Origin of the sequence: Acinetobacter lwoffii (assembly GCF_024129115.1) — a bacterium.
In the GTDB taxonomy this organism is placed as follows: Bacteria; Pseudomonadota; Gammaproteobacteria; order Pseudomonadales; family Moraxellaceae; genus Acinetobacter; species Acinetobacter lwoffii_T.
On the sequence record NZ_JAMXXO010000023.1, the window covers coordinates 1 to 26,696 of the forward strand.

At 44.0% G+C, this 26,696-nt stretch carries 27 protein-coding genes; 16 read left to right on the plus strand and 11 right to left on the minus strand.

Annotated features, from left to right (window positions below; all coding sequences use genetic code 11):
• From NI470_RS13555 to dxs, 3 genes are all read right to left on the minus strand, one after another.
• Positions 1 to 1,564: DEAD/DEAH box helicase (locus tag NI470_RS13555; RefSeq protein ID WP_253148722.1), on the minus strand; the 1,564-nt coding region annotated here is incomplete at its 3' end.
• 552 nt (positions 1,565 to 2,116) lie between these two features.
• Positions 2,117 to 2,947, minus strand: a complete 831-nt coding sequence (locus tag NI470_RS13560; protein ID WP_004281534.1) for an inositol monophosphatase family protein — start codon at positions 2,945 to 2,947, stop codon at positions 2,117 to 2,119.
• A gap of 114 nt (positions 2,948 to 3,061) precedes the next feature.
• Positions 3,062 to 4,972, minus strand: a complete 1,911-nt coding sequence (gene dxs, locus NI470_RS13565) for a 1-deoxy-D-xylulose-5-phosphate synthase (protein WP_253148720.1) — start codon at positions 4,970 to 4,972, stop codon at positions 3,062 to 3,064.
• A gap of 309 nt (positions 4,973 to 5,281) precedes the next feature.
• Here dxs and ribA point away from each other — a divergent pair, with 309 nt between their 5' ends.
• Positions 5,282 to 5,884, plus strand: a complete 603-nt coding sequence (gene ribA / locus NI470_RS13570; protein ID WP_253148719.1) for a GTP cyclohydrolase II — start codon at positions 5,282 to 5,284, stop codon at positions 5,882 to 5,884.
• A gap of 96 nt (positions 5,885 to 5,980) precedes the next feature.
• Here ribA and hemN read toward each other — a convergent pair whose 3' ends face one another.
• Complete coding sequence (gene hemN, locus NI470_RS13575; protein ID WP_253148716.1) at positions 5,981 to 7,354, minus strand: oxygen-independent coproporphyrinogen III oxidase; 1,374 nt, start codon at positions 7,352 to 7,354, stop codon at positions 5,981 to 5,983.
• Between the two features lie 238 nt (positions 7,355 to 7,592).
• Between hemN and hemF the strand changes: the two genes are divergently transcribed.
• The 5 genes from hemF (at position 7,593) to NI470_RS13600 (ending at position 12,557) form a co-directional block, all read left to right on the plus strand.
• Positions 7,593 to 8,549: an oxygen-dependent coproporphyrinogen oxidase gene (gene hemF / locus NI470_RS13580; RefSeq protein WP_253148714.1), complete on the plus strand. Its 957-nt coding sequence runs from the start codon at positions 7,593 to 7,595 to the stop codon at positions 8,547 to 8,549.
• 134 nt (positions 8,550 to 8,683) lie between these two features.
• Positions 8,684 to 8,890 carry a hypothetical protein gene (locus NI470_RS13585; protein ID WP_004281539.1) on the plus strand — a complete coding sequence of 69 codons (207 nt, stop codon included), beginning with the start codon at positions 8,684 to 8,686 and terminating at the stop codon, positions 8,888 to 8,890.
• A gap of 99 nt (positions 8,891 to 8,989) precedes the next feature.
• Positions 8,990 to 9,778, plus strand: coding sequence for a shikimate dehydrogenase (gene aroE / locus NI470_RS13590; protein ID WP_005263792.1), 789 nt, complete (start codon positions 8,990 to 8,992; stop codon positions 9,776 to 9,778).
• Positions 9,779 to 10,176: 398 nt separating this feature from the next.
• Positions 10,177 to 12,000, plus strand: a complete 1,824-nt coding sequence (locus tag NI470_RS13595) for an acyl-CoA dehydrogenase C-terminal domain-containing protein (protein ID WP_253148712.1) — start codon at positions 10,177 to 10,179, stop codon at positions 11,998 to 12,000.
• 347 nt (positions 12,001 to 12,347) lie between these two features.
• Positions 12,348 to 12,557 (plus strand): cold-shock protein, encoded by a 210-nt coding sequence (locus NI470_RS13600; protein ID WP_004281542.1) that lies wholly within the window; start codon positions 12,348 to 12,350, stop codon positions 12,555 to 12,557.
• Positions 12,558 to 12,636: 79 nt separating this feature from the next.
• Here NI470_RS13600 and NI470_RS13605 read toward each other — a convergent pair whose 3' ends face one another.
• A complete protein-coding gene (locus NI470_RS13605; RefSeq protein WP_253148710.1) occupies positions 12,637 to 13,236 on the minus strand; it encodes an HNH endonuclease in 600 nt (199 codons plus the stop codon).
• Between the two features lie 320 nt (positions 13,237 to 13,556).
• Between NI470_RS13605 and istA the strand changes: the two genes are divergently transcribed.
• Both istA and istB read left to right on the plus strand, forming a co-directional pair.
• Positions 13,557 to 14,576 (plus strand): IS21-like element ISAba8 family transposase, encoded by a 1,020-nt coding sequence (gene istA, locus NI470_RS13610; protein WP_253148707.1) that lies wholly within the window; start codon positions 13,557 to 13,559, stop codon positions 14,574 to 14,576.
• Positions 14,576 to 15,349 carry an IS21-like element ISAba8 family helper ATPase IstB gene (gene istB, locus NI470_RS13615; RefSeq protein ID WP_001053379.1) on the plus strand — a complete coding sequence of 258 codons (774 nt, stop codon included), beginning with the start codon at positions 14,576 to 14,578 and terminating at the stop codon, positions 15,347 to 15,349. Before istA ends, istB begins: the two co-directional genes overlap by 1 nt.
• A gap of 363 nt (positions 15,350 to 15,712) precedes the next feature.
• Here the strand turns inward: istB and hemW are convergent, their stop codons facing one another.
• Positions 15,713 to 16,867: a radical SAM family heme chaperone HemW gene (hemW, locus tag NI470_RS13620; protein WP_004732331.1), complete on the minus strand. Its 1,155-nt coding sequence runs from the start codon at positions 16,865 to 16,867 to the stop codon at positions 15,713 to 15,715.
• A gap of 126 nt (positions 16,868 to 16,993) precedes the next feature.
• On the opposite strand from hemW, the gene NI470_RS13625 reads away from it, so the two are divergent.
• Both NI470_RS13625 and NI470_RS13630 read left to right on the plus strand, forming a co-directional pair.
• Entirely contained in the window at positions 16,994 to 17,452 is a 459-nt protein-coding gene (locus NI470_RS13625; RefSeq protein WP_180180590.1) for a DMT family transporter, read from the plus strand.
• A 39-nt stretch (positions 17,453 to 17,491) separates the two neighbouring features.
• Positions 17,492 to 18,850 carry an MATE family efflux transporter gene (locus NI470_RS13630; protein ID WP_338149787.1) on the plus strand — a complete coding sequence of 453 codons (1,359 nt, stop codon included), beginning with the start codon at positions 17,492 to 17,494 and terminating at the stop codon, positions 18,848 to 18,850.
• Positions 18,851 to 18,892: 42 nt separating this feature from the next.
• Here the strand turns inward: NI470_RS13630 and NI470_RS13635 are convergent, their stop codons facing one another.
• Positions 18,893 to 19,099, minus strand: coding sequence for a DUF1737 domain-containing protein (locus NI470_RS13635; protein ID WP_004281552.1), 207 nt, complete (start codon positions 19,097 to 19,099; stop codon positions 18,893 to 18,895).
• Positions 19,100 to 19,386: 287 nt separating this feature from the next.
• Here NI470_RS13635 and NI470_RS13640 point away from each other — a divergent pair, with 287 nt between their 5' ends.
• Both NI470_RS13640 and NI470_RS13645 read left to right on the plus strand, forming a co-directional pair.
• Complete coding sequence (locus NI470_RS13640; RefSeq protein ID WP_005248249.1) at positions 19,387 to 20,685, plus strand: ABC1 kinase family protein; 1,299 nt, start codon at positions 19,387 to 19,389, stop codon at positions 20,683 to 20,685.
• Positions 20,686 to 20,781: 96 nt separating this feature from the next.
• Entirely contained in the window at positions 20,782 to 21,033 is a 252-nt protein-coding gene (locus tag NI470_RS13645; RefSeq protein WP_004732342.1) for a type B 50S ribosomal protein L31, read from the plus strand.
• Positions 21,034 to 21,122: 89 nt separating this feature from the next.
• Here the strand turns inward: NI470_RS13645 and crcB are convergent, their stop codons facing one another.
• On the minus strand, positions 21,123 to 21,503 hold the full coding sequence (crcB, locus tag NI470_RS13650; protein ID WP_005101255.1) for a fluoride efflux transporter CrcB: 381 nt from the start codon (positions 21,501 to 21,503) through the stop codon (positions 21,123 to 21,125).
• A gap of 175 nt (positions 21,504 to 21,678) precedes the next feature.
• On the opposite strand from crcB, the gene NI470_RS13655 reads away from it, so the two are divergent.
• Positions 21,679 to 22,011, plus strand: a complete 333-nt coding sequence (locus NI470_RS13655) for a HopJ type III effector protein (protein WP_005101257.1) — start codon at positions 21,679 to 21,681, stop codon at positions 22,009 to 22,011.
• A gap of 73 nt (positions 22,012 to 22,084) precedes the next feature.
• Here the strand turns inward: NI470_RS13655 and NI470_RS13660 are convergent, their stop codons facing one another.
• Positions 22,085 to 22,648: a hypothetical protein gene (locus tag NI470_RS13660; RefSeq protein WP_005101258.1), complete on the minus strand. Its 564-nt coding sequence runs from the start codon at positions 22,646 to 22,648 to the stop codon at positions 22,085 to 22,087.
• A 191-nt stretch (positions 22,649 to 22,839) separates the two neighbouring features.
• Here NI470_RS13660 and NI470_RS13665 point away from each other — a divergent pair, with 191 nt between their 5' ends.
• On the plus strand, positions 22,840 to 23,469 hold the full coding sequence (locus NI470_RS13665; protein ID WP_253148705.1) for a class I SAM-dependent methyltransferase: 630 nt from the start codon (positions 22,840 to 22,842) through the stop codon (positions 23,467 to 23,469).
• 18 nt (positions 23,470 to 23,487) lie between these two features.
• Here NI470_RS13665 and NI470_RS13670 read toward each other — a convergent pair whose 3' ends face one another.
• Together NI470_RS13670 and NI470_RS13675 are read right to left on the minus strand one after the other, a co-directional pair.
• Positions 23,488 to 24,066 (minus strand): hypothetical protein, encoded by a 579-nt coding sequence (locus tag NI470_RS13670; RefSeq protein WP_004732353.1) that lies wholly within the window; start codon positions 24,064 to 24,066, stop codon positions 23,488 to 23,490.
• A gap of 27 nt (positions 24,067 to 24,093) precedes the next feature.
• Positions 24,094 to 24,561, minus strand: a complete 468-nt coding sequence (locus NI470_RS13675) for a Holliday junction resolvase-like protein (protein ID WP_004645008.1) — start codon at positions 24,559 to 24,561, stop codon at positions 24,094 to 24,096.
• Between the two features lie 124 nt (positions 24,562 to 24,685).
• Here NI470_RS13675 and NI470_RS13680 point away from each other — a divergent pair, with 124 nt between their 5' ends.
• Together NI470_RS13680 and NI470_RS13685 are read left to right on the plus strand one after the other, a co-directional pair.
• Complete coding sequence (locus NI470_RS13680; protein ID WP_005249839.1) at positions 24,686 to 25,330, plus strand: ParA family protein; 645 nt, start codon at positions 24,686 to 24,688, stop codon at positions 25,328 to 25,330.
• A 128-nt stretch (positions 25,331 to 25,458) separates the two neighbouring features.
• Entirely contained in the window at positions 25,459 to 26,589 is a 1,131-nt protein-coding gene (locus tag NI470_RS13685) for an AI-2E family transporter (RefSeq protein ID WP_253100510.1), read from the plus strand.
• The last annotated feature ends 107 nt before the right edge of the window (positions 26,590 to 26,696 follow it).

Here is a 26,696-nt window from a genome sequence, read left to right on the forward strand (position 1 = left end):
GATCACCGAAGTCACGCTTTGGACGGTCATCAAACGAACGTTGTGGACGATCACCGAAACCGCCTTCACGACGTGGAGCTGGACGATCACCGAAGTCACGCTTTGGACGGTCATCAAACGAACGTTGTGGACGATCACCGAAACCGCCTTCACGACGTGGAGCTGGACGATCACCAAAGTCACGACGTGGACGATCTTCGCCAAATGCTGGACGTTCGCCACGAGGTTTGTCATCGAAGCTACGACGTGGACGATCATCACCGCCTTCACGACGTTTGAAGTTGCTTTCGCCTTCAAAACGACGACCGCCACCGAAACCACCACGACCGCCATCACGACGACCGCCATCACGGCCACGACCGCGACCAGCGCCATCACGGCTACCACGTGCAGGAGGTGGAGATGGCTCAAGACCTTCAATTTCAGATACGTTTAGACGCGCATCAAGGAAGTCTTCCAAAGCACGGATTTTACCGCGTTCACGGTAAGTCGCCAAAGTAATGGCTTTACCAGTACGACCCGCACGACCTGTACGACCGATACGGTGTACATAGTCTTCATTCTTCATTGGAAGACCGAAGTTAATTACGTGTGAAATAGTTGGTACGTCAAGACCACGCGCTGCAACGTCAGTTGCAACCAAGATCTTCGCACGACCTTCACGGATGCTACGTAAACGACGGTTACGAACAGTTTGTGGCATAGCACCGTGAAGTGCTACAACTGATAGACCTGCTTCAGCAAGTTCTTCAGCCAACATATCTGTGTCTTCTTGAGTTGACGCAAATACAACTGCTTGATCAACGTCTTCTTCGTTCAACCAGTGAGTAAGAAGTTTTTTCTTGTGCTCGAAACCGTCAGTCCAATGCAAAGTCTGAGTAATATCAGTATTTGTAGAGTGACCAGTTTCGATCGAAATACGCATTGGATCATTCATCATGCGTTCTGCAAGTGTAATGATACGTGGTGCAAAAGTCGCAGAGAACATAAGAGTTTGTTTGCGGTTTGCAGCCAACTCACCAATTGCTTCTAAGTCTTCAGAGAAGCCCAGGTCAAGCATACGGTCAGCTTCATCGACGATTAACGCGTCAACTTTATCCAATTTGATTTGACGACGATTCACCAAGTCAAGTAGACGACCTGGAGTTGCAACAACAACTTGCGCGCCTTTCAACTGTTGAATTTGTTTACCAAAAGGCATACCGCCCATGATTGCTGCAATACGAACACCTTTCATGTGACGTACAAATGCGATTGCGTCTTGACATACCTGTTGTGCCAATTCACGAGTCGGTGAAATCACCAAAATATTCGGTTGAGTAACCGCTTTCATACGGTCTTTAAACGGTACTAATGTATCTTGGTTTGCCAACGCATTTAACGTAGGCAGTAAGAATGCAGCAGTTTTACCAGAACCTGTTTGGCTTGACACAAGAAGGTCTTTGCCTTCAAGCGCAGCTGGAATCGCTTGTTCTTGTACAGGAGTAGGAGTAGTAAAGCCTAAAGCGTCGAGAGCCTGTGTTAGAGATTCGTCGAGGGAAAAATCAGCAAAAGTTTTGCTCATAGAGAGTATTCACCCTGAAGTGGGTGCTCCATTTAATAAATAACAATTATGGACATCGGCAAAAAGCGGCACAGCAAATAATGCTGAAAATATTAGGATTCAGCAGCGATCCGAGTAACGACGATGTGGATATAACGCACGCATGATTACGGCCGCAAACCTGAAGGAATCGCTTAAGCGATTGGGGCGCGAAGGATATGTCCTCTCTATGGACAGCACGCGCATACAATGATTAGAAGATAGTGTTCAGGTAAAGAACAGAAATTAAGTGCGTGGCGGAATTATAGCAGAATATTCCACAATGTCATTAAGTTTTAAAACTAATTTCCCTCATTCTTAATTTATCTATATATTTCTGATACTTAAAATATAATAAAAAATGTAACAGGCGGTATAAAAAGTCACTTTTCGCCAATTCACCTGATATTTCCAGTATTCAAGCATAGACAAACAATCTTGCATCAGTCTCTCGCGACTTAAATTTCCATGCATAAAAAAGGCATCCCGAAGGACGCCTTTTCTCAATATTAGATCTGATTCATCTAAACCCGATTATTTTGCTGCTTCGCCCCAAGCAGGAACAACTGCTTGCATTAAAGGCTTAAGCATTTTCATTGAACAAGCCAAAACTTGACCATTTTCCATAGAGTCGCTACCACCACGTGCATCAACTACAGTACCGCCTGCTTCTTTCACGATCAATTCGCCAGCTGCGATATCCCAAGGCTTTAAACCAAGTTCGAAATAACCATCGAAACGACCTGCAGCAACATAGGCTAAATCCAATGCTGCAGAACCTGAACGACGATATTGCGCGCCAGCTTCAGTTACGTTTAACAGGGTTTGAAAATGGTTCTTGGCATAAGACACAACTTCGCCATTACGCTTGGCACGATAAGCGTGACCAACAGCCATAAAGGTATTTTCCAGGCTGTCTTTAACATTCACACGAATACGGCGCTGGTTCATCATGGCACCACGACCACGACTGGCAGAGAATAGCTCATCTTTCACCGGGTCATAAATCACCCCGTGTTGAGTAATGCCTTTGTGCTGAACTGCGATAGAGATACAGAAATGCGGGAAACCGTTAATGAAGTTTAAAGTACCATCTAGCGGATCGATCACCCAACACCAATCGGCGTCATGACCTTTACCTTCCTGATAGCCAAACTCTTCACCAAGGAAACTGTGATTTTTATAGCTTTTACGTAGGGTATCGATGGTCAACTGTTCCAAATAACGATCTACACGCGTTACCGGACCATCAATTCCTTTTTCTTCGACTTGTAGATCGAGTTTATGACGATTCTGATGCGCTTTTAAAAGCTCTTGACCAACTAACTGAGCCGCACGCGCAGCCATCACCACCATAGGTTCCATTGAACACCCACTACAAATTTGAAGACACTGATAAAGAATAATGCATAAAAGCCCCGATATCTTAGCAAATATCAGGGCTTTTTTGGGAAAAATGTGTCTAAAATTTTTAAGATATTATGACAAGACGCTTTGCCCTAGGTTGGACCAAGCCTGATTGATTGATTTTTCAATACCTTGCGCATCCAGCCCCGCCTGCTGTAACATCTGTGCATGAGTCGCTTGTGCCATAAATGTATCATCCAGACCCAAATTCAGTATCGGTTTGACAATCTGCGCTTCTGCCAGATATTCATTCACGGCACTACCCGCACCGCCCATCACTGCATGTTCTTCCACCGTGACAAACAGACTGGTGCTTAAAGCGAGATCATCGAGCATTTGAGTATCCAGTGGTTTGACAAAACGCATGTTAACCACACGCACGCCAATCTCATGTTTCACGGCAAATGCTTCAGCAGCGTCGACTGCAGCCTGTACCCGGCTACCAAATGCCAGTACAGAAATATATTCATCATACTGCCCGTTAAAACTGGCCACAATTTCCGCCTGACCGATCGGAATCTCAACCATCTTTTGCTGAATCTCGACGCCCAGTCCATTGCCACGCGGATAACGTACCGCTGCCGGTCCTGGATACAAATACGCTGTATGCAACATTTGACGGCATTCATTTTCATCTTTTGGCGCCATGATCACGATATTCGGGATAGTACGCATATAGGCATAGTCATATGCACCGGCATGCGTCGGGCCATCTTCACCGACCAGACCGGCACGATCAATACCAAAGGTGACATCCAGATTCTGCAAGGCTACGTCATGTACCAGTTGGTCATAACCACGTTGCAAGAAAGTCGAATAAATCGCCACCACCGGCTTTAAGCCTTCACAAGCCATACCGGCAGCCAAGGTAACTGCATGCTGTTCGGCAATCGCGACATCAAAGAAACGTTCTGGAAATTCTTTGGCAAATTTGACCATGCCTGAGCCTTCGCACATCGCAGGTGTGATTGCGAGCAAACGGGCATCTTGTGCCGCTTCATCGCAAAGCCATTGTCCAAATACATCCGAATATTTCGGTGCAGTATTGCTGGCGGCAACGGCGTTGATTTTGCTAATCGCGTGATATTTGATTTGATCGGATTCTGCCGGAGCAAAGCCTTTGCCTTTTTTAGTATAGACATGAATCAGGCGTGGGCCTTTACGCTTTTTCAGCGCATTAAAGACATGCACCAGCTGTTTGACATCATGACCATCGTACGGGCCAAAATAGTCAAAGCCAATGGCTTTAAACAGGTTGTCTGCAGCATCGGTCGCTGCACTATGCAAACGCGAGTTATATAACCATTCCGGATGTGGCTGTACATAGGCCTCACCCTGTTCGGTAACATTAACAAATTCACCGCGCTCCCAAATTGCGGCTAAATGCTTGGCAAAACCACCAGTACTGCAAGAAATCGACATATCATTGTCGTTCAGCACCACCATCAGATCAGCGCTGTGTGCCACGGCATCATTCAAGGCTTCAAAAGCCATACCTGCCGTCATGGCACCATCGCCAATAATCGACACAACTTCACACGGATTATTCTGATAACGACGTGCCAGTGCCATACCTAGGCCAGCAGAAATCGCCGTCGAAGAATGCCCTACCCCAAAGGTATCAAATTCAGATTCTTCACGAGCCGGGAACGCTGCCAGACCATCTTTGGCACGAATAGTGGTGAGCTGTTCACGACGCCCAGTCAACACTTTATGCGGATAGGCCTGATGACCTACATCCCAGATCAGGCGATCATGTGGCGTATTAAAGCAATAGTGTAAGGCCACGGTGAGTTCAATCACACCAAGGTTGGCACCAAAATGTCCGCCACTTTGCCCGGCAGCATACAAAATGAATTGACGTAACTCATCCGCCACTTGTTCTAGCTGGCTTTGCTCGAGTGCACGCAGTTGCTCAGGATGATTGATCGCATCAAGCAACGGTGTTACAGGGCGTTGAGTTGGGATTTCTGTATACAGCATATTATGGCAAAGCCTTCTAAAGCCTGGCAAATCTAAAGCTAGGTCAATGGGGAGTACCCGATCATATAGCTGAATTGTAGCAGCTTCAATTCAGCTACGCTTCTAGCGATGCAATATTAAACAATGATCTCGTCGGGGTGAAAAAATTGCAGCCTACGATTATCCTGAATAATCTTACTATTTATCAACTATTATCGTTCGCTTTCTACAAAAAAGAAAATCTATTGCAGAATTTCGACTTTGCAATTCTACCAATGTTCAATCATTACGCTATACTTTAGCCAATTTCAGGATTTAACGGGTTCAGCTGTGCCAATCGAATTTGTCGCAACGTCAAGATTACCTACCGCTCACGGTGAATTTAAAATTACTGTATTTCAAGACCCTGAGACTGGCGAAGAACATGTCGCACTTTCCAAAGGACTTGAAGAAATATCAGATGAGCCTGTAGTGGTGCGTGTGCATTCTGAATGTTTAACCGGTGATGCCTTTGCTTCGCTCAAATGCGACTGTGGCCCGCAATTGCAAGCGACTTTAAAACTGATCAATGAATTGGGCCGCGGAGTCATTCTGTATTTGCGTCAGGAAGGTCGTGGCATTGGCCTGACCAATAAAATTCGCGCTTATGCTCTGCAAGATCAGGGACATGACACCGTAGATGCCAATTTAATGCTGAACCTGCCCGCAGATGCACGCCGGTATGATATGTGTAGCATCATGCTGGATCATTTACAGGTGAAAGCAGTACGCCTGGTGACCAATAACCCTTCTAAAATTGAGGCTTTAAAAGCACAAGGGATTAACGTGATCGATCGTGTGCCTTTGACTGTGGGTTTAAACCCTTTTAATGAACAATATCTCAAGACCAAGCACGAACGCATGGCACATCTTTATAAAAAAGATGATTTTTAAAGAATCTCCCCTAGCCCCTCTTTAAAAAAGAGGGGAAAGTAAGCCTCCCTTTTTAAAGAAAGGTTTGGAGGGATTTTTATAGCTTAGGAAGAGATTCTAAATCGTCATGGAGAAAATCCGACTTTCTGGCATCCGTCGCTTTAAACGTAAATCAAAAGCCATACAGATATTGCGTACAAATGGTTTCCCTTTCTCCAGAATCGTGACTGACGAGTCTGAAAATTGAATCAAACCATCCTGTGCCATTTCCTCAAGCTGTTCCAAAACCTCATCAATTTCAGGGAAAAGCATCTCGGAATTTTTCCATGAGGTGCTAAAGCTGCACATCAAATTTAGAATATGTTGCCGGATGATCAAATCTTCCTGATTTAAGACATGTCCTTTAAATACCGGAATTTCATTGCGCGCCAGGCATTCATAATATTCTTCAATGGTTTTCACATTCTGCGCAAAGCTGTACCAGCTATCACTGATTGAAGAAATGCCTAGCCCAATCATCACCTGGGTTTTAGAGGCTGTGTATCCCATAAAGTTGCGGTGCAATGTTCCCGCTTGAAAGGACTGGTACATCGCATCTTTCTCTAAGGCAAAATGATCCATACCGATTTCATGATAGCCATGTGCCAGAAGTTTCTTTTTACCCGCTTCATAGCATTCCCGTTTGATCGCATCTTTGGGCACATCGGCATCTTTAAAACCGCGCTGACCATTACCTTTAATCCAGGGCACATGTGCATAGCTATATAAAGCCAGACGGTCCGGCAAGAGCGAATTGGTTTGTTCAATAGTATTTAAAACATCATCCAGACTCTGAAATGGCAGACCAAAGACCAGATCATGGGAAATCGATTCATAGCCAATTTCTCGCGCCCATTCGGTCACCTGTTTAACATTTTCATAAGGCTGAATCCGGTGAATCGCCTTTTGCACGGTTTCGTTATAATCCTGCACACCATAACTGACCCGACGAAAACCCAGGTCATACAATCCCTGCAAATGTTCACGCGTAGTATTATTGGGATGACCTTCGAAACTGAATTCATACTCAGGCGCTACGTCTGCTTTGGCCAGAATGCCTTGAATTAGTTGAGCCAGATGTGCCATTGAAAAAAAGGTCGGCGTTCCTCCACCAAAATGAATCTCTTTAATGATGGGCTTTTCTTGTAATAACTCGCAATATAGACCCCATTCTTTCAGCAGTGCCTGAATATAAGGTTGTTCGACTTCATGGCGTTTGGTCACGCGCTTATGACACCCGCAGAAGGTACACAGGCTTTCGCAAAATGGCAGGTGGATATACAAGCTAATACCTTCGCTTTGATTGGATTCATCAAAAGACTTTTTTAGCGTTTGCTTCCATTGTTCCAGCGAGAAATTCTGCTCTTCCCAATACGGAACAGTGGGATAACTGGTATAGCGTGGCCCGGGAACATTGTATTTTTGAATCAGGGAATTGACCTGTACCGACATGAGACCCACCTATTACCGTCGAGAAATGCTCAAGCCAATGAGCGCTTGTGAGTTATTGTGCTGAGCTTGAAAAAAGAATTCAACCTAGCCATTTAGTCGGATTTAATGATGCATTCTGCTTATGAATAGTGGAATGTAATGTCTAGGCTGATGAATTGCATCACCAAATTAGACCTTAATCTTTGACTGATTTTATGCTTTGATGTCGTTAGTTTTTTATTTCCCTACGAGGGCTCTGATGCAGCATCCTACATCTACGGATATTCAACACGTTCGTGAATTTCTCCTCGACTTGCAGGCACGGATTTGTGCAGCATTAGAACAGCAGGAACGTGCTGGCGGCGGTACGGCCGAATTTATCATCGATGACTGGGAGCGTCCAGAAGGTGGTGGTGGCCGTTCACGTGTTTTGCAAAATGGTACGGTGATTGAAAAAGGTGGGGTAATGTTCTCCCACATCAACATTTCCAAGCTACCTGCTTCTGCGACCGAACGCCATCCCAATATTGCTGGCGCCAAAGCACAGGCCATGGGGGTATCGCTGGTGATTCATCCGAAAAACCCGAATGTGCCCACCTCACATGCCAACGTGCGTTTATTTGTCGCAGAAAAAGAAGGTCAGGATCCGATCTGGTGGTTTGGTGGCGGTTTTGACCTGACCCCGTTTTATCCGAATGATGAAGATGTATTGTCCTGGCATCAAACGGCGCATGATCTGTGTGCGCCATTTGGCGAAGATGTTTATCCTGAACATAAACAATGGTGTGATGATTATTTTTATCTGAAACATCGTGACGAGCAGCGCGGTGTGGGTGGTTTATTTTTTGATGATCTGAATCAATGGGATTTTGAAACCTGTTTCCAGTATATGCAGGCTGTAGGCAATGGGTATCTGGAAGCCATTCTGCCGATTTTCCAGCGCAATCAGAATAAGCCTTATACTGAAGCACAACGCGAGTTTCAGTTATACCGTCGCGGCCGTTATGTAGAATACAATCTGGTTTATGACCGCGGCACCCTGTTTGGTTTGCAGACTGGTGGCCGGATTGAATCTATTCTGGTCAGCCTGCCCCCGCTTACCGGATGGTCATATCGCCCTGAATGGGATGAAGGCTCACCAGAAAAACGTTTAACAGATTACTACCTGAAACCCCATGACTGGTTAACAGAATTAAAATCCAATGCAATGAAATGATACAAACGGCCCTCAAATAGAGGGCTGTTTTAATAGATATATCCTCTATACTGCTGCATAGGAATACCTGATTTGATCGCGGCACCCTATCGCTACATCGATCACATTCCATTTGATGTCTAGTGAGAATAACAATGCATAATCTTCAATTAAATCTACCTGTGTTGGCCTTTTGGCTTTTTCTGGCTCTCGCCATCAGCGCGATGAGTACCGCAATTTTGAGTCACAACCTGATTCTGGATGGCGCCGCTATTCTGGTGAGTATCCTGACTGGGTTTGGGGTTGTTCTCAGTATGGCGCTGATGTTTGCGGAACATATTATGGATATTTGCAGTTCCTAAAACCCGGATCACTTAACAGCAATTTAAAATCGCGCAGGCTTTAGTCTCTGCGCTTTTTCACGTATATTGATGGTCATTTCCGCACATGGACATTGTGAAATGAGCAAACAATTTTCCGTGATTGGTAACCCGATTGAACAATCACGTTCTCCAGAATTGCATCACGCCTTTGCTGCTAAAACTGGTGTCGACCTGAGTTACACCAAGCGTCTGGCGCCACTGGATGGCTTCGTAGCCAACATTCAGGAATTCTTTAGCAATGGCGGTAGTGGCATGAATGTCACCGTACCCTTTAAAGAACAGGCTTTTGCCCACTGTCAGGTGCTGAGTGAACGGGCCAAAATTGCCAAAGCCGTGAATACGCTATGGATGGAAAATGGTGTGCTGCATGGCGACAATACCGATGGTCAGGGACTGGTTGAAGCAATTCGAGCACTAGATTGGCCACTGGAAAATACAGATATTTTAATTATTGGTGCAGGCGGTGCCACGCGTGGTGTAATCTATCCCCTAGCCCAGGCAGGTGCGAAAAAAATCGTGATCGCCAATCGTACCTTGGCACGGGCGGAACAACTGGTCGCTGATCTTCAGAATGCCGTACCGCAAGTCGAATTACAGGCGATTTCACTAGACACTTTAGCCGGTGAATTTGATTTGATGATTAATGCCACTTCTGCCAGTCTCAGCGGTGATGCCCTGGTTTTACCGGAAACGCTACAGTTTAAACGGGCCTATGAAATGGCCTATGGCAAACCTTCTTCCTTTCTGGATCAAGCCAAGGCACGCGGTGTACCGACATCTGAAGGTTTTGGCATGCTGGTCGGTCAAGCAATTGAATCTTTTTACATCTGGAATGGTATCAAACCGGATTTAAAAGAGTTTCTTTAAAACCCCTATCTCTCTAATGAGTTCAGTTCGGGTTGCAACTGCAACCCTTTACTTCCCTCCTACTACTTTTTATAAGCTGAAAAACCATGGATTGGTTTTAATGACATTTTAAAATGAGTTATTTTGCCACCTGAATCCGAGCACAATTCATACAAAAATATACTGGACAAATCACCTTTTAACTCATTAAATTCCATTGATATAACAAGTTTTTAATCTTCCTGTAATGTAAACACCTAATGATGAAATTCGATGATTTCATTCATTAGCCTTAAAAATCGATTAGCTTTTCTGACATTTTTATTCACTGAATTCATCAATGTTTTTTTATCCCGAATGTGAATAATCAAAGAATCGATACAGATAATCCAAAACTAATTTCAATCAGGATTAAACGCATGCCAGCATATAAAGCCCCTTTACACGACATTCGCTTCCTTATGAATGAAGTGCTTGACTACCCTGCGCACTACCAGAATTTGTCGAATGGTGAATATGCCGATGCCGACACGGTAGATATGATCTTAGAAGGCGCTGCAGATTTCTGTGAAAATGTACTGTCGCCGTTGAATCAAAGCGGTGATGAAGAAGGCTGTCATTTTGAAAATGGCGAAGTAAAAACACCGAAAGGCTTTAAAGAAGCTTACGACCAGTTCGTACAAGGTGGCTGGCAAGGTCTGTCTTATCCTGAAGAATTTGGTGGCCAAAACCTGCCAATGTCTTTAAACCTGATCAAATCGGAAATGATGGGGACTGCAAACTGGTCATTCCAGATGTATCCGGGTTTAAGTGTGGGCTGTATCAATACCATCATACAATACGGTACCGATGAGCAGAAAAACACGTATCTGCCTCACTTAGTTGCAGGAACTTGGGCGGGCACCATGTGTCTGACTGAGCCGCAATGTGGTACTGACTTGGGTCAAGTTAAGACCAAAGCAGAGCCGAAAGAAGATGGCAGCTATGCCATTTCAGGCACCAAAATCTTTATTTCCGCAGGTGAGCACGACCTGACTGAAAATATCGTACATATCGTACTGGCACGCCTTCCAGATGCGCCGCAAGGTACCAAAGGGATTTCTCTGTTTATCGTACCGAAATTTATTGCTGCTGCAGATGGCGGGATCGGCGAGCGTAATCCAGTGAACTGCGGTTCGATTGAACACAAAATGGGGATTCGCGCTTCAGCAACGGCTGTACTGAATTTTGACAATGCGACTGGCTACCTGATTGGCGAACCGAATAAAGGCTTGCACGCTATGTTCACCTTTATGAACACGGCGCGTATTGGTACTGCGATTCAGGGTATTTGTCATGCTGAATTGTCATTCCAGGGTGCTTTACCGTATGCCAAAGAGCGTATGTCAATGCGCGCCCTGTCTGGCAAAAAAGATCCGGAAAAAGTAGCGGATGCGATCATTCACCATGCTGATGTCCGCCGTATGCTATTGACGCAAAAAGCCATTGCTGAAGGTGGCCGTGCCATGATTTATCATGCAGCAAAAATTGCCGACAACATGAATGATGCTTTGCTGCGTGGCGATACTGCAGCATTTGAACAGCATGATGACCATCTTGGGTTCTATACTCCAATCCTGAAAGGCTTCCTGACCGAAATGGGTTATGAGGCATCAAATCACGGTATGCAAGTCTTCGGTGGACATGGCTATATCAAAGAATGGGGCATGGAACAGATCGTACGTGACTCACGTATCTCTACCCTGTATGAAGGCACAACAGGTGTTCAGGCACTGGATCTGATTGGCCGTAAAGTGCTGTTAACCTCGAAAGGTAAAGTGATTCGTGATTACACTGCTGAAATCCTGAAATTCTGCGGTCAGCATGCACGTAATAAATATATGCGCCGCTTTGCCTGGGATTTGACCAAGCTCTGTGCACAGTGGAATGCACTAACTGTGCGTATCATGCTGGCTGCACGTAAGGACCGCGACATCGTTTCTTCTGCATCAGTCGATTTCCTGATGTTCTCCGGTTATGTGATGATGGCCTACTTCTGGGCACAGCAAGCTGCAGTCGCTTCAGCCAAACTAGCTTCTAATGACGGTACGGAAGTTCCAGAATTCTATAAAGCGAAAATCAAAACTGCTGATTTCTACTTTGAACGTATTCTGCCACGTACTCAAGGTCATGCTGAAGCGATGGTGAATCCCTCTAAAACCATGACGGCACTGGCACCAGAACACTTTAGCTTTGACTACTAAGCTGTAAATTGAGTTAAAAAGGGCGCTTCGGCGCTCTTTTTATTGATGTAGATACCCTTGTTTAACTTAAAAAACCTTTCTGGATAGAAAATATACAAATTTAATTTTATATTTTTCAACATCCTAATAAATTAGCCAAATAAAACGCTTGTATATCTGAAAATAAGCGGTATGATAATCCCAACTAGAAAAATTCTTGTTTTGGTTAGTCTTCTTTTAAGTATCGCAGTTTTAGTCATAAACCTTCGTATTACAGATCAAAAAGCTCCATCCTTTTTATTTTTCAAAGTTACAGTTAGTCATCTGAAATTTTGGCTATAAATTCATACGATTCAATAGGTTATATTATGTCTAATACAGTTAACGGTACAGTAAAATGGTTCAACGAAACTAAAGGTTTCGGTTTCATTCAACAAGAATCAGGTCCAGACGTTTTTGCTCACTTCAGCGAAATCACTGGTTCAGGTTTCAAAACTTTAGTTGAAGGCCAAAAGGTTTCTTTCAGCGTAGCTCAAGGTCAAAAAGGCCCTACAGCTGTAAATATCGTTGCTCTATAATTTAGAAGCAAGATATTGAAAAAAAGCACTCTTAGAGTGCTTTTTTTGTGCCTATCATTTTCTCATACCGCTCTAGTTTTTAAAGATCATTGGGTTGATCTAAAAAACGGTGTGCTCTATGCCAGGCTAAAAATACCGGATCAGGGGCAAAACGTTTTGGTACGTCGATTCGCTTACCGTGATAGGGTTTTAAATAGGCGTATAAACTCGCATCTTGCTTGGCCTGATTCGCGATACACACTTTAAGCCCTTCATCCAACGTGATAAATCCCTGATCGAAAGCTTGATCCAATAAAGAAGATAAACAAATTCCATTACGCGGATTTTTTCGATGTGCCTGATTTTCAGACCAGGGTACGATATGAGAAGCCACTAAAAAGGCTTTGGCCTTAATGCCTGAGATCGCACATTGATATTGATAATTAAGTTTAACTTGTAAAGCAAATTTCTGGTGTGGCGAACCGCGAACCTTTACCCTTGCATATTGATCTTCAACACTATAATCAAGGATTTCTTGACGCAAATGCGTATCTAGTAAAGTGTCCTGTTTTTCTCCTCTTCCCGCTAATTTAAGTAATCGCCAAAAATCATCTGCCGTGATCTCATTCATGCCATATTGTTGAAAAAAATGTGCCCAAGTATTTCCGCGTGGTTTAAAAGTCCATTGAAAATCTTCCAAATCGGACTGCAGAATAGGATCTATAAAACGTATACCATCAATCACTTCCGCAAAGACCGGTTTGGTTTGGCGTTTTTGATGATTTTGAGGAATGGCAGTAGGTGCAATAATCTTGGCTATACAGCCTGCACCATAAAGATAGAATTGATTTTTAATTTCAGAGGCTTTTTGCGGTCGTCGATATAAAAAGAAATCCCCTTCCCTGACTCGATTATATTTAGACTGATCCCAATGTTAGCGGCAGTGTAAAAATGACCCCCTAATGGCATTTAAAAACTGACCCCCTTGGTTAATATAGCGGTCATTTTGGACTGCTCAATATGTTAACTTTGGAGCAAGCAGTGACAATCCAAATACTTCATCAACAAGGTAAATCTATTAAAGCCATTACTCGTGAACTGGGGGTGTCCAGAAATACTGTGCGTAAATATTTACGGCAAAACACCACACCTCAGTATCAGCGTATACAGCCTAGAATAAGTATCCTTGACCCATATAAACCCTATTTACTCCAACGTGTAAACGCAGCTCATCCTGAATGGATTCCTGCTGTTGTGCTCTACCAGGAAATTTTAAGGTTGGGATATCCAGGAAAGATCAGGATCTTGAGGGAATATCTTGCAACATTAAAACCAGTTGCTCAACCGGAACCGATCATTCGTTTTGAAACCCAACCTGGCCAACAAATGCAGGTGGATTTCACCACAATTCGACGCAACAACACGACTTTAAAAGCCTTTGTCGCAACATTAGGGTATTCCAGAGCGACTTTCGTGAAATTTTATGATCATGAACGTACGGATGCATGGATCGATGGTCTGGAAAATGCATTTCAGTTCTTTGCAGGAGTACCTCAAGAAATCCTGTTTGATAACGCTAAAACGATCATGATTGAACGGGATGCCTATCAGGAGGGGCAGCATAAATGGAACCCCAAACTGCTCGACTGCGCCAAGAAATACAGCTTTCGTCCTCGCGTATGTAAGCCCTACCGTGCACAGACCAAAGGCAAAGTTGAACGCTTTAATGGATACCTCAAATCAAGCTTTATTGTGCCATTAAAAGCAAGCCTGAAGACTTCGGGTTTACTGTTAGATGTTGATGTCGCCAATGCCCATATTGGCCGGTGGCTGCATGAAACCGCCAATCAGCGGATTCATGCCACCACGCAAGAAAAACCGGCTGTTCGACTGCAACAGGAGCAGCAAAAATTTACGCCATTACCGCAATCAGATACAGGTTCCAGCACTGTACCTGTTGCAGCAGCAAAGCATGTCATGCCCTACGAGAGTTTGCAGCATCCCTTATCGGTATATGACCAGTTGCTGGGAGTTTCCTGATGAATCTGCAATACGACCGTATAGAGCAGCTTTGCCAAAAGCTCAATCTGCCTGCCATCGCATCACAATGGTCACATCATGCACAACAAACATTAGGTCAGGATGGAAGTTATGCCGACTTTGTTGAAGCGATCTTGACGCATGAATATGCTGCCAGGCAACAGCGCAGCCAGCAGGTACTGATGAAACTCTCAGGCCTGCCTCAAGTCAAAACCCTGGAAGACTATGATTTTAATTATGCCCTAGGGGCCCCTAAATCACAGGTGATTGAACTGTTCAATCTGAGCTTTATTGCTAGAGCAGAAAATGTGGTGTTTCTCGGGGCTAGCGGAGTAGGAAAAACGCACTTATCTATGGCATTAGGCTATAAGGCCATCATGAACAACATTAAGATCAAGTTCATTACCGCCGCCGATCTCATGCTGCAACTAAGTACAGCCTACCAGCAAGGTAAACTGAAAACCTATATGCAACGTGCGGTACTGGGACCAAAGTTACTGATTATCGATGAAATTGGTTATTTACCGTTTGGACGTGAAGAAGCGAATCTGTTCTTTAACGTGATTGCCAAGCGTTATGAAAAAGGCAGTACGATATTGACGAGTAACTTACCCTTTAGCCAATGGTCTAAGTCATTTGCGGATGATGTTACGTTGACCGCTGCGATGTTAGATCGGCTATTACATCACTGTCATGTGGTACAGATATCGGGTGAGAGTTATCGTTTGAAGGATAAAAAAAGAATTGGGATTCAGCCGCAGGTTGAAACTTAATACGAGATCAAAGGGGTCAATTTTACTTCGCCATTTTTAAGGTAAAAGGGGTCAATTTTAAAATGCCGTTGACACCAATGATATTCTTTAAAGTCCCGATCTTCATAAACCAGATGATCACTTTTACTATCAAAAATAAAGAATCGGGTATCGGTTAAATCCATCTGTTGAAAAGCCCATAATGTATCCACCTGCCCACCCTCTAGAAATTATAATATTCATTTAATTTAATCTTTGAATATTCTCAGAAAACTTCTCTTTAAGAAAGCGTCAATCAGACTTTAGGCATTTTATTTAAGGCAATAAAAAACCCCAATAAACTCCTATTAGGGTTTCTTTTAGAACAATGGAGAAATTAAATAATTAAAGAAATTCTTCTAATACCGAATTTAAAAAGATATGTCCCTGTTCGGTACATGAAAGCCGGTCTTGATCATCAACCATTAATTTTCTGTCACGTAAAGAGCTCAGTAACTCCTGTAAAGTATCTAGACTCAAACCGGTACGTTCGGCATAGAGTTTGGCTTCCACACCCTGATTTAAACGTAACGCATTCATCATAAACTCAAAGGGCATGTCAGCATCTTCAATCCGCTTAAACTGCAGATGTTCAGCAGGTACTTTGGCTAAGTAGTCTTTAGGTAAACGGGTTTTCTGGAACCGATACACGCCATCCGGCTGAGTGACTTTGCCATGTGCTCCGGCACCAATTGCCAGATAATCACCAAACTGCCAGTAATTCAGATTATGCGCTGAAGGCAATTCTTTACGCCAAGCCGAAACTTCATAGTTGATAAAGCCTTGAGCTTTTAAGTAGAGCTCACCCTGCTCCTGAATATCTTCCAATACTTCATCGACAGGCAAAATCGGTTGAGTCCGGAAAAATACCGTATTGGGTTCAATCGTCAGCTGATACCAGGAAATATGGGTTGCGCCCTGCTCCACTGCCAGTTTTAAATCATGCAAAGCCTGTTCTAAAGTCTGTTCAGGCAAACCATGCATCAAGTCGACATTAATCCGCTGAAACCCAGCTTCACGTGCCAGCCCAATGGCAGAAATCGCATCTTCATTGCTGTGAATTCGTCCCAAACGCTTGAGATGCTCGGTATTAAAACTCTGTACCCCAATCGACAGACGGTTAATTCCGGCCTGCAAATAACCGGCAAACGGATCATGTTCGACTGTGCCGGGATTGGCTTCCAGCGTAATCTCACAGCCTTCGGCAAAGGGAATAACGGCTTTGAGCTGATCAAATAACCATTGATAGCCTAGGGCAGAAATCAGTGACGGCGTCCCCCCACCAATAAAGACACTGTGAATCTGCCGGCCTTGGGCAAAATCGACCTGAGTTTTAAAGTCTTCCACCAGTGCTCGTAAATATTCCTGTTCCAATTCCAGTGATAATTGACCATCCGGAACCGCATGCGAATTGAAGTCACAATAAGGACATTTGCGCACACACCAAGGCATATGAATATATAAGGACAAAGGGACAGCAGCAGGATTCAATTCAGCCAAAGAACTACTCAAAAACGATTACAAGATATAGCCGAATTTTAACATGACTCGGCGGCAACACTGCTAAAATTAAATTTGATCGTGTGATATGCCTAAAAATTTAAATAGAATTAGTCAGTTAAAATTATGAAAATATCTTCTCAACTTATTATTTTACTTCCTTTGGTTTTTGCAATCGGTGTTTTATTGACACTCCAGACCGCAATTAATACACAACTAAAAGAATATTTATATTCTCCTATTCAAGCTGCATTTTTTTCCTTTTTGATTGGTACAATAGTGCTCGCCGTAATCGTACTTTTTCAGTCCAATCCCAAACCCGGTTTACAGGAACTGATGAGTGTTCCCTGGTATTTATGGCTCGGGGGCATCGTGGGTGTATACGCGATTAGCATGAGCATTTATGCAGCGCCCAAACTTGGCTTTCTGGTTCTTAGCGGTCTCATTATTTTTGGTCAGATGGTGATGTCGATGCTGGTCGATCATCTGGGATTATTGGGTAATGAAAAAGTGCCGATTAATTGGCAACGTCTTTTAGGCGGCGTGGTAATTTTTATTGGTGTGCTTCTCACTTTACAACGCTAAACCTTCTATTTAAGCACATGATCACGATGAGTAATTTTTGTGTCGAATGTTTCACCAGTCACAACCTTTGGTTTTGAATTAAAAAAACTGTTTCATCTGATGTTACCCATTCTGGTGACCCAATTTTCTCAGGCTGGTCTGGGTCTGATTGATACCATTATGGCCGGTCACCTGTCTGCTACCGATCTTGCCGCGATTGCCGTCGGAGTAGGACTCTGGATTCCGGTGATGCTGCTGTTTAGTGGCATTATGATTGCCACGACGCCTTTGGTTGCTGAGGCCAATGGCGCACGCACACCTGAAAAAATTGCCACCATTGCACGTCAATCGCTTTGGGTTGCCCTGATTCTTGGGGTAATTGCCGGCTTGATTTTGCAACTCTTGCCGGCCACTTTGCCACTTTTAGGTGTACCGGAAAGCTTACAACCTAAAGCCGGTTTATTTCTGCATGCGATTGGTTTTGGTATGCCAGCGGTAACCATGTATGCGGCCTTACGCGGCTATTCTGAAGCGATTGGAAATCCGCGTCCGGTGACCGTGATTAGTTTATTGGCGCTGGTCTTGCTAGTTCCGCTGAACTATATCTTTATGTATGGTATTGGCCCTGTTCCGGCCCTAGGCAGTGCAGGCTGTGGGTTTGCCACGGCGATTTTACAGTGGCTAATGGTCATCACCCTCGCGTTGTATATCTTTAAAAATAAGGCCTATCAACGTACCCAGCCTTTTACCCATTGGGAAAAAATCAACCCGGAATGGATGAAGCGCATCTTACAGCTTGGCTTTCCAATCGGATTGGCAATTTTTTTTGAGGTCAGTATTTTCAGTACTGCTGCAATTGTGCTGAGTCCCTTGGGAGAGACCATTGTCGCTGCCCATCAGATTGCTATTTCTGTCACTTCACAACTGTTCATGATTCCCATGTCACTGGCGATTGCCCTGACCATTCGGGTTGGCACCTACTATGGTGAACAGAACTGGCAAGCCATGCGTAAAGTACAATATCTCGGCCTGATTACTGCCACTATTCTGGCGGTCCTGACCATGATTCTGCTTTGGGTTTTCCGCAATGAAATCGTAGCACTCTACACCTCAGATCTGATCGTGACCCAAATTGCGGTGTATCTGATTCTGTTTGCCATTGCCTATCAGCTGATGGATGCCTGGCAGATCAGTGCGGCAGGTTGTCTGCGCGGCATGCAGGATACCAAGGGGCCAATGTGGATTACCATGCTGGCTTACTGGGTCATCGCCTTCCCGGTCGGGGTGTATTTGTCCCGCTTTACCGACATGGGCGCCGCCGGTGTCTGGGTTGGCCTGATTGTAGGCCTCAGCGTAGCTTGTATACTTTTATTGGGCCGTTTATATGGCAATAATAAACGCTTAAGTCTAAACAACTAAACACTTTTATTTGATTAATTTAAGCTAGAAAATGCGCTGAGATTAAAGATCCAGCGCATTTTTTAATCCTTGTGGAATCTCAGATTCATCCACTACATCTTTAATCACCACCTGCCCCACAATTACATCCGTACCATTAAAAGTCATGGTGGGTGAACCATATAGCTCATAACCTTCATTTAAGGCACGGGTCACCCGCGCACAAAAATGTACATCATCTTTCCCGGTAAAATATCGATAGACTTTCATTGAATTTTCTTCATTACTATACTCTGTTTATTCTAAGCTTTTAGCTATAAAACAACATTCAGAATTAGTACTCGGTCTTATCTAAAACGATGACGGATTCCGGCATATTCTTATAGTTTAAACGCAAGCAATAAAGATAAATCTTTTAACAAATCAAAGATGATGCATTAAACATGGAGAAGCTGAAGGAAATCACAACACAACCTCTACAATTAAATCTAGGCAATTGAACCGTTGTCACCTATGATCAAATACATCCATTCATAGTTGGTTTCAAGGAATCTCGCATGGCAAAAACGGCTAGCACACCCGGTCGTCGCTTTATGAAACTTGCCGGAATGACCGCAAGTATTGCAGGTAAAACCCTCTCCAATTCCATTAAAAATTTAACTGCCGATGACGAGCAGAAAAACACTGCGCGCAGTAAATTATTTCAGGATATTGGTGTGCAGATTGCGGATACCTTGGGGGAAATGAAAGGCGCAGTCATGAAAGTTGGCCAGATCGCCTCTCAATATAAAGATGTTTTCCCGCCCGAAGTCGCTAAAGCCATTGCCAAGTTACAGCGTCAGGCGCCACCGATGCCGTTTAAAGAAATTCAGGCACAAGTGGAAAAAGAATTGGGTAAACCTTTACAGCAACTTTTCCAGCAGTTTGATGAGCAGCCATTTGCCGCGGCCTCGATTGGTCAGGTGCATAAAGCCACCCTACCGAATGGCCAGCAAGTTGTGGTCAAAGTACAATATCCTGGTGTGGATGAAGCCTGCGAAAGCGACCTGAAACAAGTTCGTCTGGCACTGCGCATGATGGGCGTCTTAAAGATTGACCGTAAACTTCAAGATCAATTATTTAAAGAAATTCAGCACAGTCTGGACAATGAGCTGAACTATGAAATTGAAGCCCAGAATCTGGAAATCGCCCGTGCCTTCCATGAGCCTCTGGACAATAAAATTGTGATTCCGAAAGTGTTTCATGAGTATTCATCGCGACATATTTTGACCTTAAGCCAAGAGCTTGGTGAAAGTATCGAAACTGCCAGCACTTGGCCACTCGAAACCCGAAATGCTTTAGGCCGCCGCCTCTTCCGCGCCATTGGTCAGGAAATTTTTTATCTGAAACGCTTTCACTGTGACCCGCATCCAGGCAACTTTGCATTTCGTGAAGATGGCTCTGTGATTGTTTATGACTATGGTGGCGTCAAAACCTTATCGACTGAAGTGATTGGACATTTTAGGGAACTGATCCATGCTGCACGCGAGAAGAATATTCCCGTGATCGAGCAACAGCTGGATGCGCTGCATTCCTTGACTGAAACTGGAAAGTTCCCAAAAGAATTGTATGAACAATGGCTGGAAGTGCTCATGCGTCCTCTGGTCACTGACTATGATTTTGCCGAAAACTCAGCGCATCATGATGGGATGGAGTTGCTGAAACCTTCGTTGAAATATTGGGATGTATTTAAGCCCTCTCCTGATACCTTGATGGTGAATCGCACAATTTCAGGACAATACTGGAACCTGATTCATCTCAAAGTACATGATGATTTAAGTGATGTATTTGAAGAACTGGTACCGAGTCGAAGCTAAGTTGAGACGATAGGCTTACACGCTGTAACCCTAGATTACTTGAAATATCAAATGTTACATTATAACATTTAATCAAGAATCATGAGGAAGTTAGATATGCGTTCAGATATCCATCCCGAGTATCGTGAAGTGTTATTCCATGATACCAATGCCGATGCCTATTTCGTGATTGGCAGCACGATGAACTCGAGCCAAACCAAAGAATATCAAGGTAAAACATATCCTTATGTAACACTAGATATTTCGAGTGCATCACATCCTTTCTATACGGGTGAGCAACGTCAGACCAGCAATGAAGGACGTGTGGCAAGCTTCAACAAACGTTTTGGCCGCTTTAAACGGGGCTAAAACCGAAAACCCTCAGTTATCTTAAGATTTAAATCGTGGTTTATGTCAGGAAATGACCTCCAATTTCCTGACTTTTTTATGCGCTTATTTTAACTCTGTGCCAATACGATTGAAGTTAAATAAAAGCCCAGCGCCAGAACAATAATGCCGACAATTAAGCTGGATAATGCATATAACAGCGCTAGGCCCATAGCACCTTGCTTGAATAACAAAAAGCTTTCCAGACCGAAACTGGAAAATGTGGTAAAACCACCGAGAATTCCCACCATTAAAAACAGACGAGCTTCTTGTTGGAGTACTGGATACTTTTGGCTACAGGCAAAAAAAATCCCGGCACATAAACAGCCCAGAATATTGATCCACCAGGTGGGCCAAGGAAATTGCATTTGTGGTTTGAACAGCCAAAGTCCGGCTGCATAACGCAGACTGGCACCGATTGCCCCACCCATTGCCACCCAAAGCCAGCCCATATTTTTTTCCTGTTCTATTTATTGATCAAGTTTATTTTATCCAAAGTTTCATATTCATCATGGATAATTTTCACTGTTATCTTGAACCGAAAATCAATGAAATACCATGGAACTTCGCAAGAAAATTGCTATATTTATTGCATCCAATTTTCATGAATGGCACAGGAAAAACAGCATGGCACAGGATTTATTGGCCCAGTTGGCAGCAGGCGAAGCAAAATTTGCAGATGTGATTACTTATATCGAATCGCGTTATACGCATACACCGACTGCATTTAAAAATGGCCAGCAGAATAATGCGGCCACAGAAAACCAGGGCAGCGCCAAAGTCTTTTCTTTTGCACAATTAAATGGTCTGGATCAGGCACAGACCTTAAGCCTGTTTGCTGAGCATTATGCTTCTGTACTGGCGACGCCAGAGGCGACTGATCATCAGAATATCCGCCAGTTTATGCTCAATGGCTGGGATGGAATTGCCTTTGAAGGTCAGGCTTTAACTGCGAAGTAAGTACTAAGCAGATAAAAAAACCGCTCAAAGGAGCGGTTTTTTATACAACTCAGAAGTGTATAGGATGTCTGTTTTAGCTCTTACCGACTTTTTCAATCCACTTAATGGAACTGACGCGGAAAACTTCACAGGCACCATCACCCGTATCGGTCGGCGTTAAAGACGATTTCCAGACCAGATCTTTGTCACGCACTTCAACCAGTTCCCCTTGCATACGCACCAGATCGCCACGCTTTACTTTTTTAATTGCCTTGGCAATTTCAGGATTGGCAGGAATGATATGCATATTGGACACCATCTGCTTGGCTTGTTCTACCGGCACTGGCACCCGATCCATTTTCCAGTTCAAATAGCGGTCATATTGATTGACCGTGATATGTCGGGCAATTTCAGGTTCAGCAAACAGCCCCCAACTGACGGCATAATCAATCGGAGAGAATTTGGCTTGCGGGTCAGAACTATAAACCTTGGAACCCAGAATACGGAAATCACCTTTAAAGGGCTGCAAGACCGAAATTGACTGGCCTTTAACGACAGGAGGCAAACCTTTGGCAATATTGTGGTCGACCGAGCTATAGCCCGAAATAGGCAGCAACAGGCTGGCCAGCAAAGCATAATGTTTAAAGTATTTGAGCATAATTTTTAATCTAATCCTAATCAAGTTGATCAAACGTTTTAAGGATATCTTCCTTGATCTTACGGATTTTTTAATGAATAAACAGTTGAACTTGGTAACAAACTGCACGTATTTAGTCAGCTCGATATATGCCTGTCATTTTATTTTTCAGTTAAGCTAGAACGTATTTCCATCAAATTAAAATAACTCAAATGCTGTATAAACTTTATCAACAACATATCTTTCCGCATCTGCTGAATCAAGTGATGCAAACGCCATCCTTGATGGACTTGCGTCGTGAACTACTTTTGGATATTTCCGGTGAAGTACTGGAAATTGGTTTTGGTACCGGCCTGAATCTGCCTTTTTATCAATCGGTTGATAAGGTCTATGCACTAGAACCAAACCCGACGATCTTCAAACTGGCAGAAGCGCGAATTCAACAGGCAGGGTTTCAGGTTGAGCATATTCAGTCCAGCGTAGAACTTTTGCCTTTTGCCGAAAATAGTGTGGAAAATATTGTGTCTACCTGGACGCTTTGTAGTATTGCAGAGCTGGAACAGAGCCTGCAGGAAATTTATCGTGTGCTACAACCGGGTGGGACTTTACATGTGGTCGAACATGTTCTGAATCGACAAAATTTAAATATTCAGCGTCTACAACATTTACTCACTCCCATTCAAAAGAAAGTCGCAGATGGCTGTCATCTGAATCGGGATATTGAGACCGCCTTGCTGGAAACCGGTTTTGAAATAGAAACTTTAAATTATGTAGATGCGGAAGGTATACCCAAGATTGGCCAACGTATGTTGTTAGCACGTGTTCGTAAACTAGGAAGCTAATTTACGACCATCTTATATTTAGTGTGGCTGAAGGTGGGTTACTTGCAGCAACTGACAATGAGCACGATATTCAGAGCCCGTCCCGACCCGGAATTCTTGTCCAGTCGTGCCTGAATGAACTGTCACCAGATCACCAGTGAGCGTGATTTTCTGCCCCGATTTTAGCCGGCGAATCTGATCGGCAATTTTTTCAGTGGCAGCAATCAGACTAAAATACTGTACATGCGTATTGACGAAGTCACGCTCCGCTTTATTGGTTTGTCCTTCGAGCTGATAGCAACGTTTTGCTTCATCAAACTCCAGTTTTGCCTGTATAGCGGGCAGCGGTTGAGTCAGCAACAGCACATCAATATTACTCAGATAGGCCAGATCATTAAAATGCCCCACCACAGGGCTGGCCTGATGCAGCACCCGACGATCAGGTTTTACGAAACGGTGATCATGCACAATATAAGTCGCGGAAATGCGCTTAACGGGTTCTACTTTAAAGTTTTTAAGTACGCCCTTTTCTTGCAGATGCGGAATGGCACGAAAAAATTCATTCCACACCCAGAGTCCTAGCATAAACAGCAGCGCAGTGATCAGTAATTTTTGCATAATTTTTTATTCTTCACTGGATTTTGGTCAATCCTGAAAATCAATCCGAATGGTTTCAAAACGTACCCGCCCTTCCTGAACCGCACGGGCAATGGCTTGCTGGCCTTTGGTCAGACGTGCTCCGCCACTTTTAATGTCAATCAAAACCACTTCAATATCTTCAGCGTCGCCTTCGCCATCACGAAAATCGGTATAGCCATCAAAGACCACATAATCCACCGGATCACCCAGAAACTTAGCATCACTCGGCAGATATTGAAATTCCGGCATGATCGGCGCGAGCTGTTCCGCCATTTTTCCTTTGAGAACGGCACGGCTGGTATTCACGCTGCGTTTTTGCGCGGCAATGAGGGACTGCTGATGCTCCAGTTCCAGCTCGGCAATATACTGCTCATATTCGGCCTTGATCCGTCCATTGCGCGTCTGACTTAAAATAATAGTGGTCAATACCACCCCGATACATGCGCCAATCAACATGGCCATCCATATGGACATTCAATCTTCCTAATTTGCCTGATTTTTATAGCATCGCATTCGACTGAAGTTGAGGACTTCGGCCATTTGCATACTTGAAAAGAATGATATGCTAGGCCGGAACAGAATAAAATCACCTTGAGTCATGAAAACAATTTTAGTTGCGAATCAGAAAGGCGGTTGTGGCAAAACCATGACAGCCATTAGTTTGGCGTCAGCACTCGCACAAAAGGGTTATAAGGTGGCATTGGCCGATGCCGACAACCAGAAATCAACATTGCAATGGCTCAAGCATCGTCCGGCACAGGCAGCGCAGATCCAAAGTCTGGACTGGCGCAATAGCAAGTCCATTGGTGATGCGCCGAAACAGATCGAATACCTGATTATTGATGCACCAGGTGCTTTGACCGACGATCATGCCGAACAGCTGATCAGTGAAGCACATGCGATTATTATCCCGATCCAGCCTTCTTTTTTTGACATCGACTCAACCCGCCGTTTTCTCAAGCATTTGCAGGATATTAAACGCATCCGTAAGGGCAAGGTTGAAATTTTACTTTTGGCCAACCGTACCAAACCAAATGCCGCCAGCAATCAGGACATACAGCAGTTTTTTGACAAGATCGACCAGCAGCCAGTGGCCTGGATTTCGGAACGTGCCCCTTATAGCCGACTGGCTATGGAAGGCCTGTCCGTCTTTGATAAACCTCAGAAAATCTACCGGGAACTGCAGGCTCAATGGCAACCGGTACTGAATGCCATTATTGATGATCCGAGTCAGTGGTTTTGAGTCAATCCTCTGAATCGTGGTATAGCTTTGGGAAAATAATCTCGCTACTTGGCTAGCTATCATTTTCGATCGCTTTTTTTTCAGTTAATATGCCTGAACACGACCTAAAAAATGAGTCATTAAATTCAGTGCAACAGTACGCGCCTACATTACAAAAAGTCTTATTATTTGGATTGTTCTTTATCCTGATTTTTTTGAGTTTTCATATACTCAAGTATTTCATCATTCCTGTAGTTTGGGCAGCCATTATTGCCTATATGACTTGGCCCTTGTATCAGTCGGTGTTACGCCTGTGCGGCAATCGACCGACATTAAGCGCAACCGTAATGATCTTGGCCGTGATTCTGGTCTTTGGTCTGCCATTTATTTTCGCCATTTTCATGCTGCAGCACGAAGGTCGTAACCTGTATTTTGAATTGCAGCGACAGGTTTTTTCCGGTCACCTGAATGTTCCAGATTTTATTCGCGGGCTTCCGATTGTGGGCAAGGAAATTACCCGAACCTTAAATGAAATCAATACTGATCCGCAGAGTATTGCACTGTCGGTATCGACTTGGATTCAAGGCCATCTGAATTACGGCAAAGTGGTGTTGAATGAAGTTAGCAAAAACATCTTTAAATTATGTTTTGCGGTACTTTCGCTGTTTTTCTTCTACCGTGATGGTCAGACCATTTTAAATCAGGTGCGTAAAGCCTTTGAAATGGTGGTCGGCCCCCGTGTACATCATTATTTTTCTACCATCTCTGCAACTACACGTGCCGTGGTCTATGGGGTTGGTCTGACTGCGATTGCACAGTCATTATTGGCAGGTCTGAGCTATTTTGTTGCAGGTGTTCCGAATCCGATGGTTTTAACCATTGTGACCTTTATTTTTGCCCTGATTCCCTTTGGCCCACCCCTCGCCTATAGTGCGGTGGCGCTATGGCTGTTTTCACAAGGACAAACCATTGAAGCCATTGGGGTCATGGTCTGGGGTGTCTGTATTGTCAGCACCGCCGACAACGTCATTCGTCCATTGGTGATTTCTGGCGCAACCCAGATTCCTTTCCTGCTGATCATGTTTGGAGTCTTGGGTGGTATTGCCAGTTTTGGTCTGGTCGGGGTGTTTATTGGCCCGGTGATTCTGGCTGTGCTGCTTGCAATCTGGCGTGAATGGTTACATGAAAGTAATCTGAATGAACCTTTAATGATGCCTAAAGCCACCATGGCACATGAGATTGATCCAGAACCCAAGGGCACACCGCCCAAAGCACCTTAAAGCATAGATAGAATCGACTTAAACAAAACAAAACATTTAAGTACTGATTCTATATAGAGCTTCTGATCTTGCTCTGTTTAAATGAACTCACAAAACAGAATAAAGAT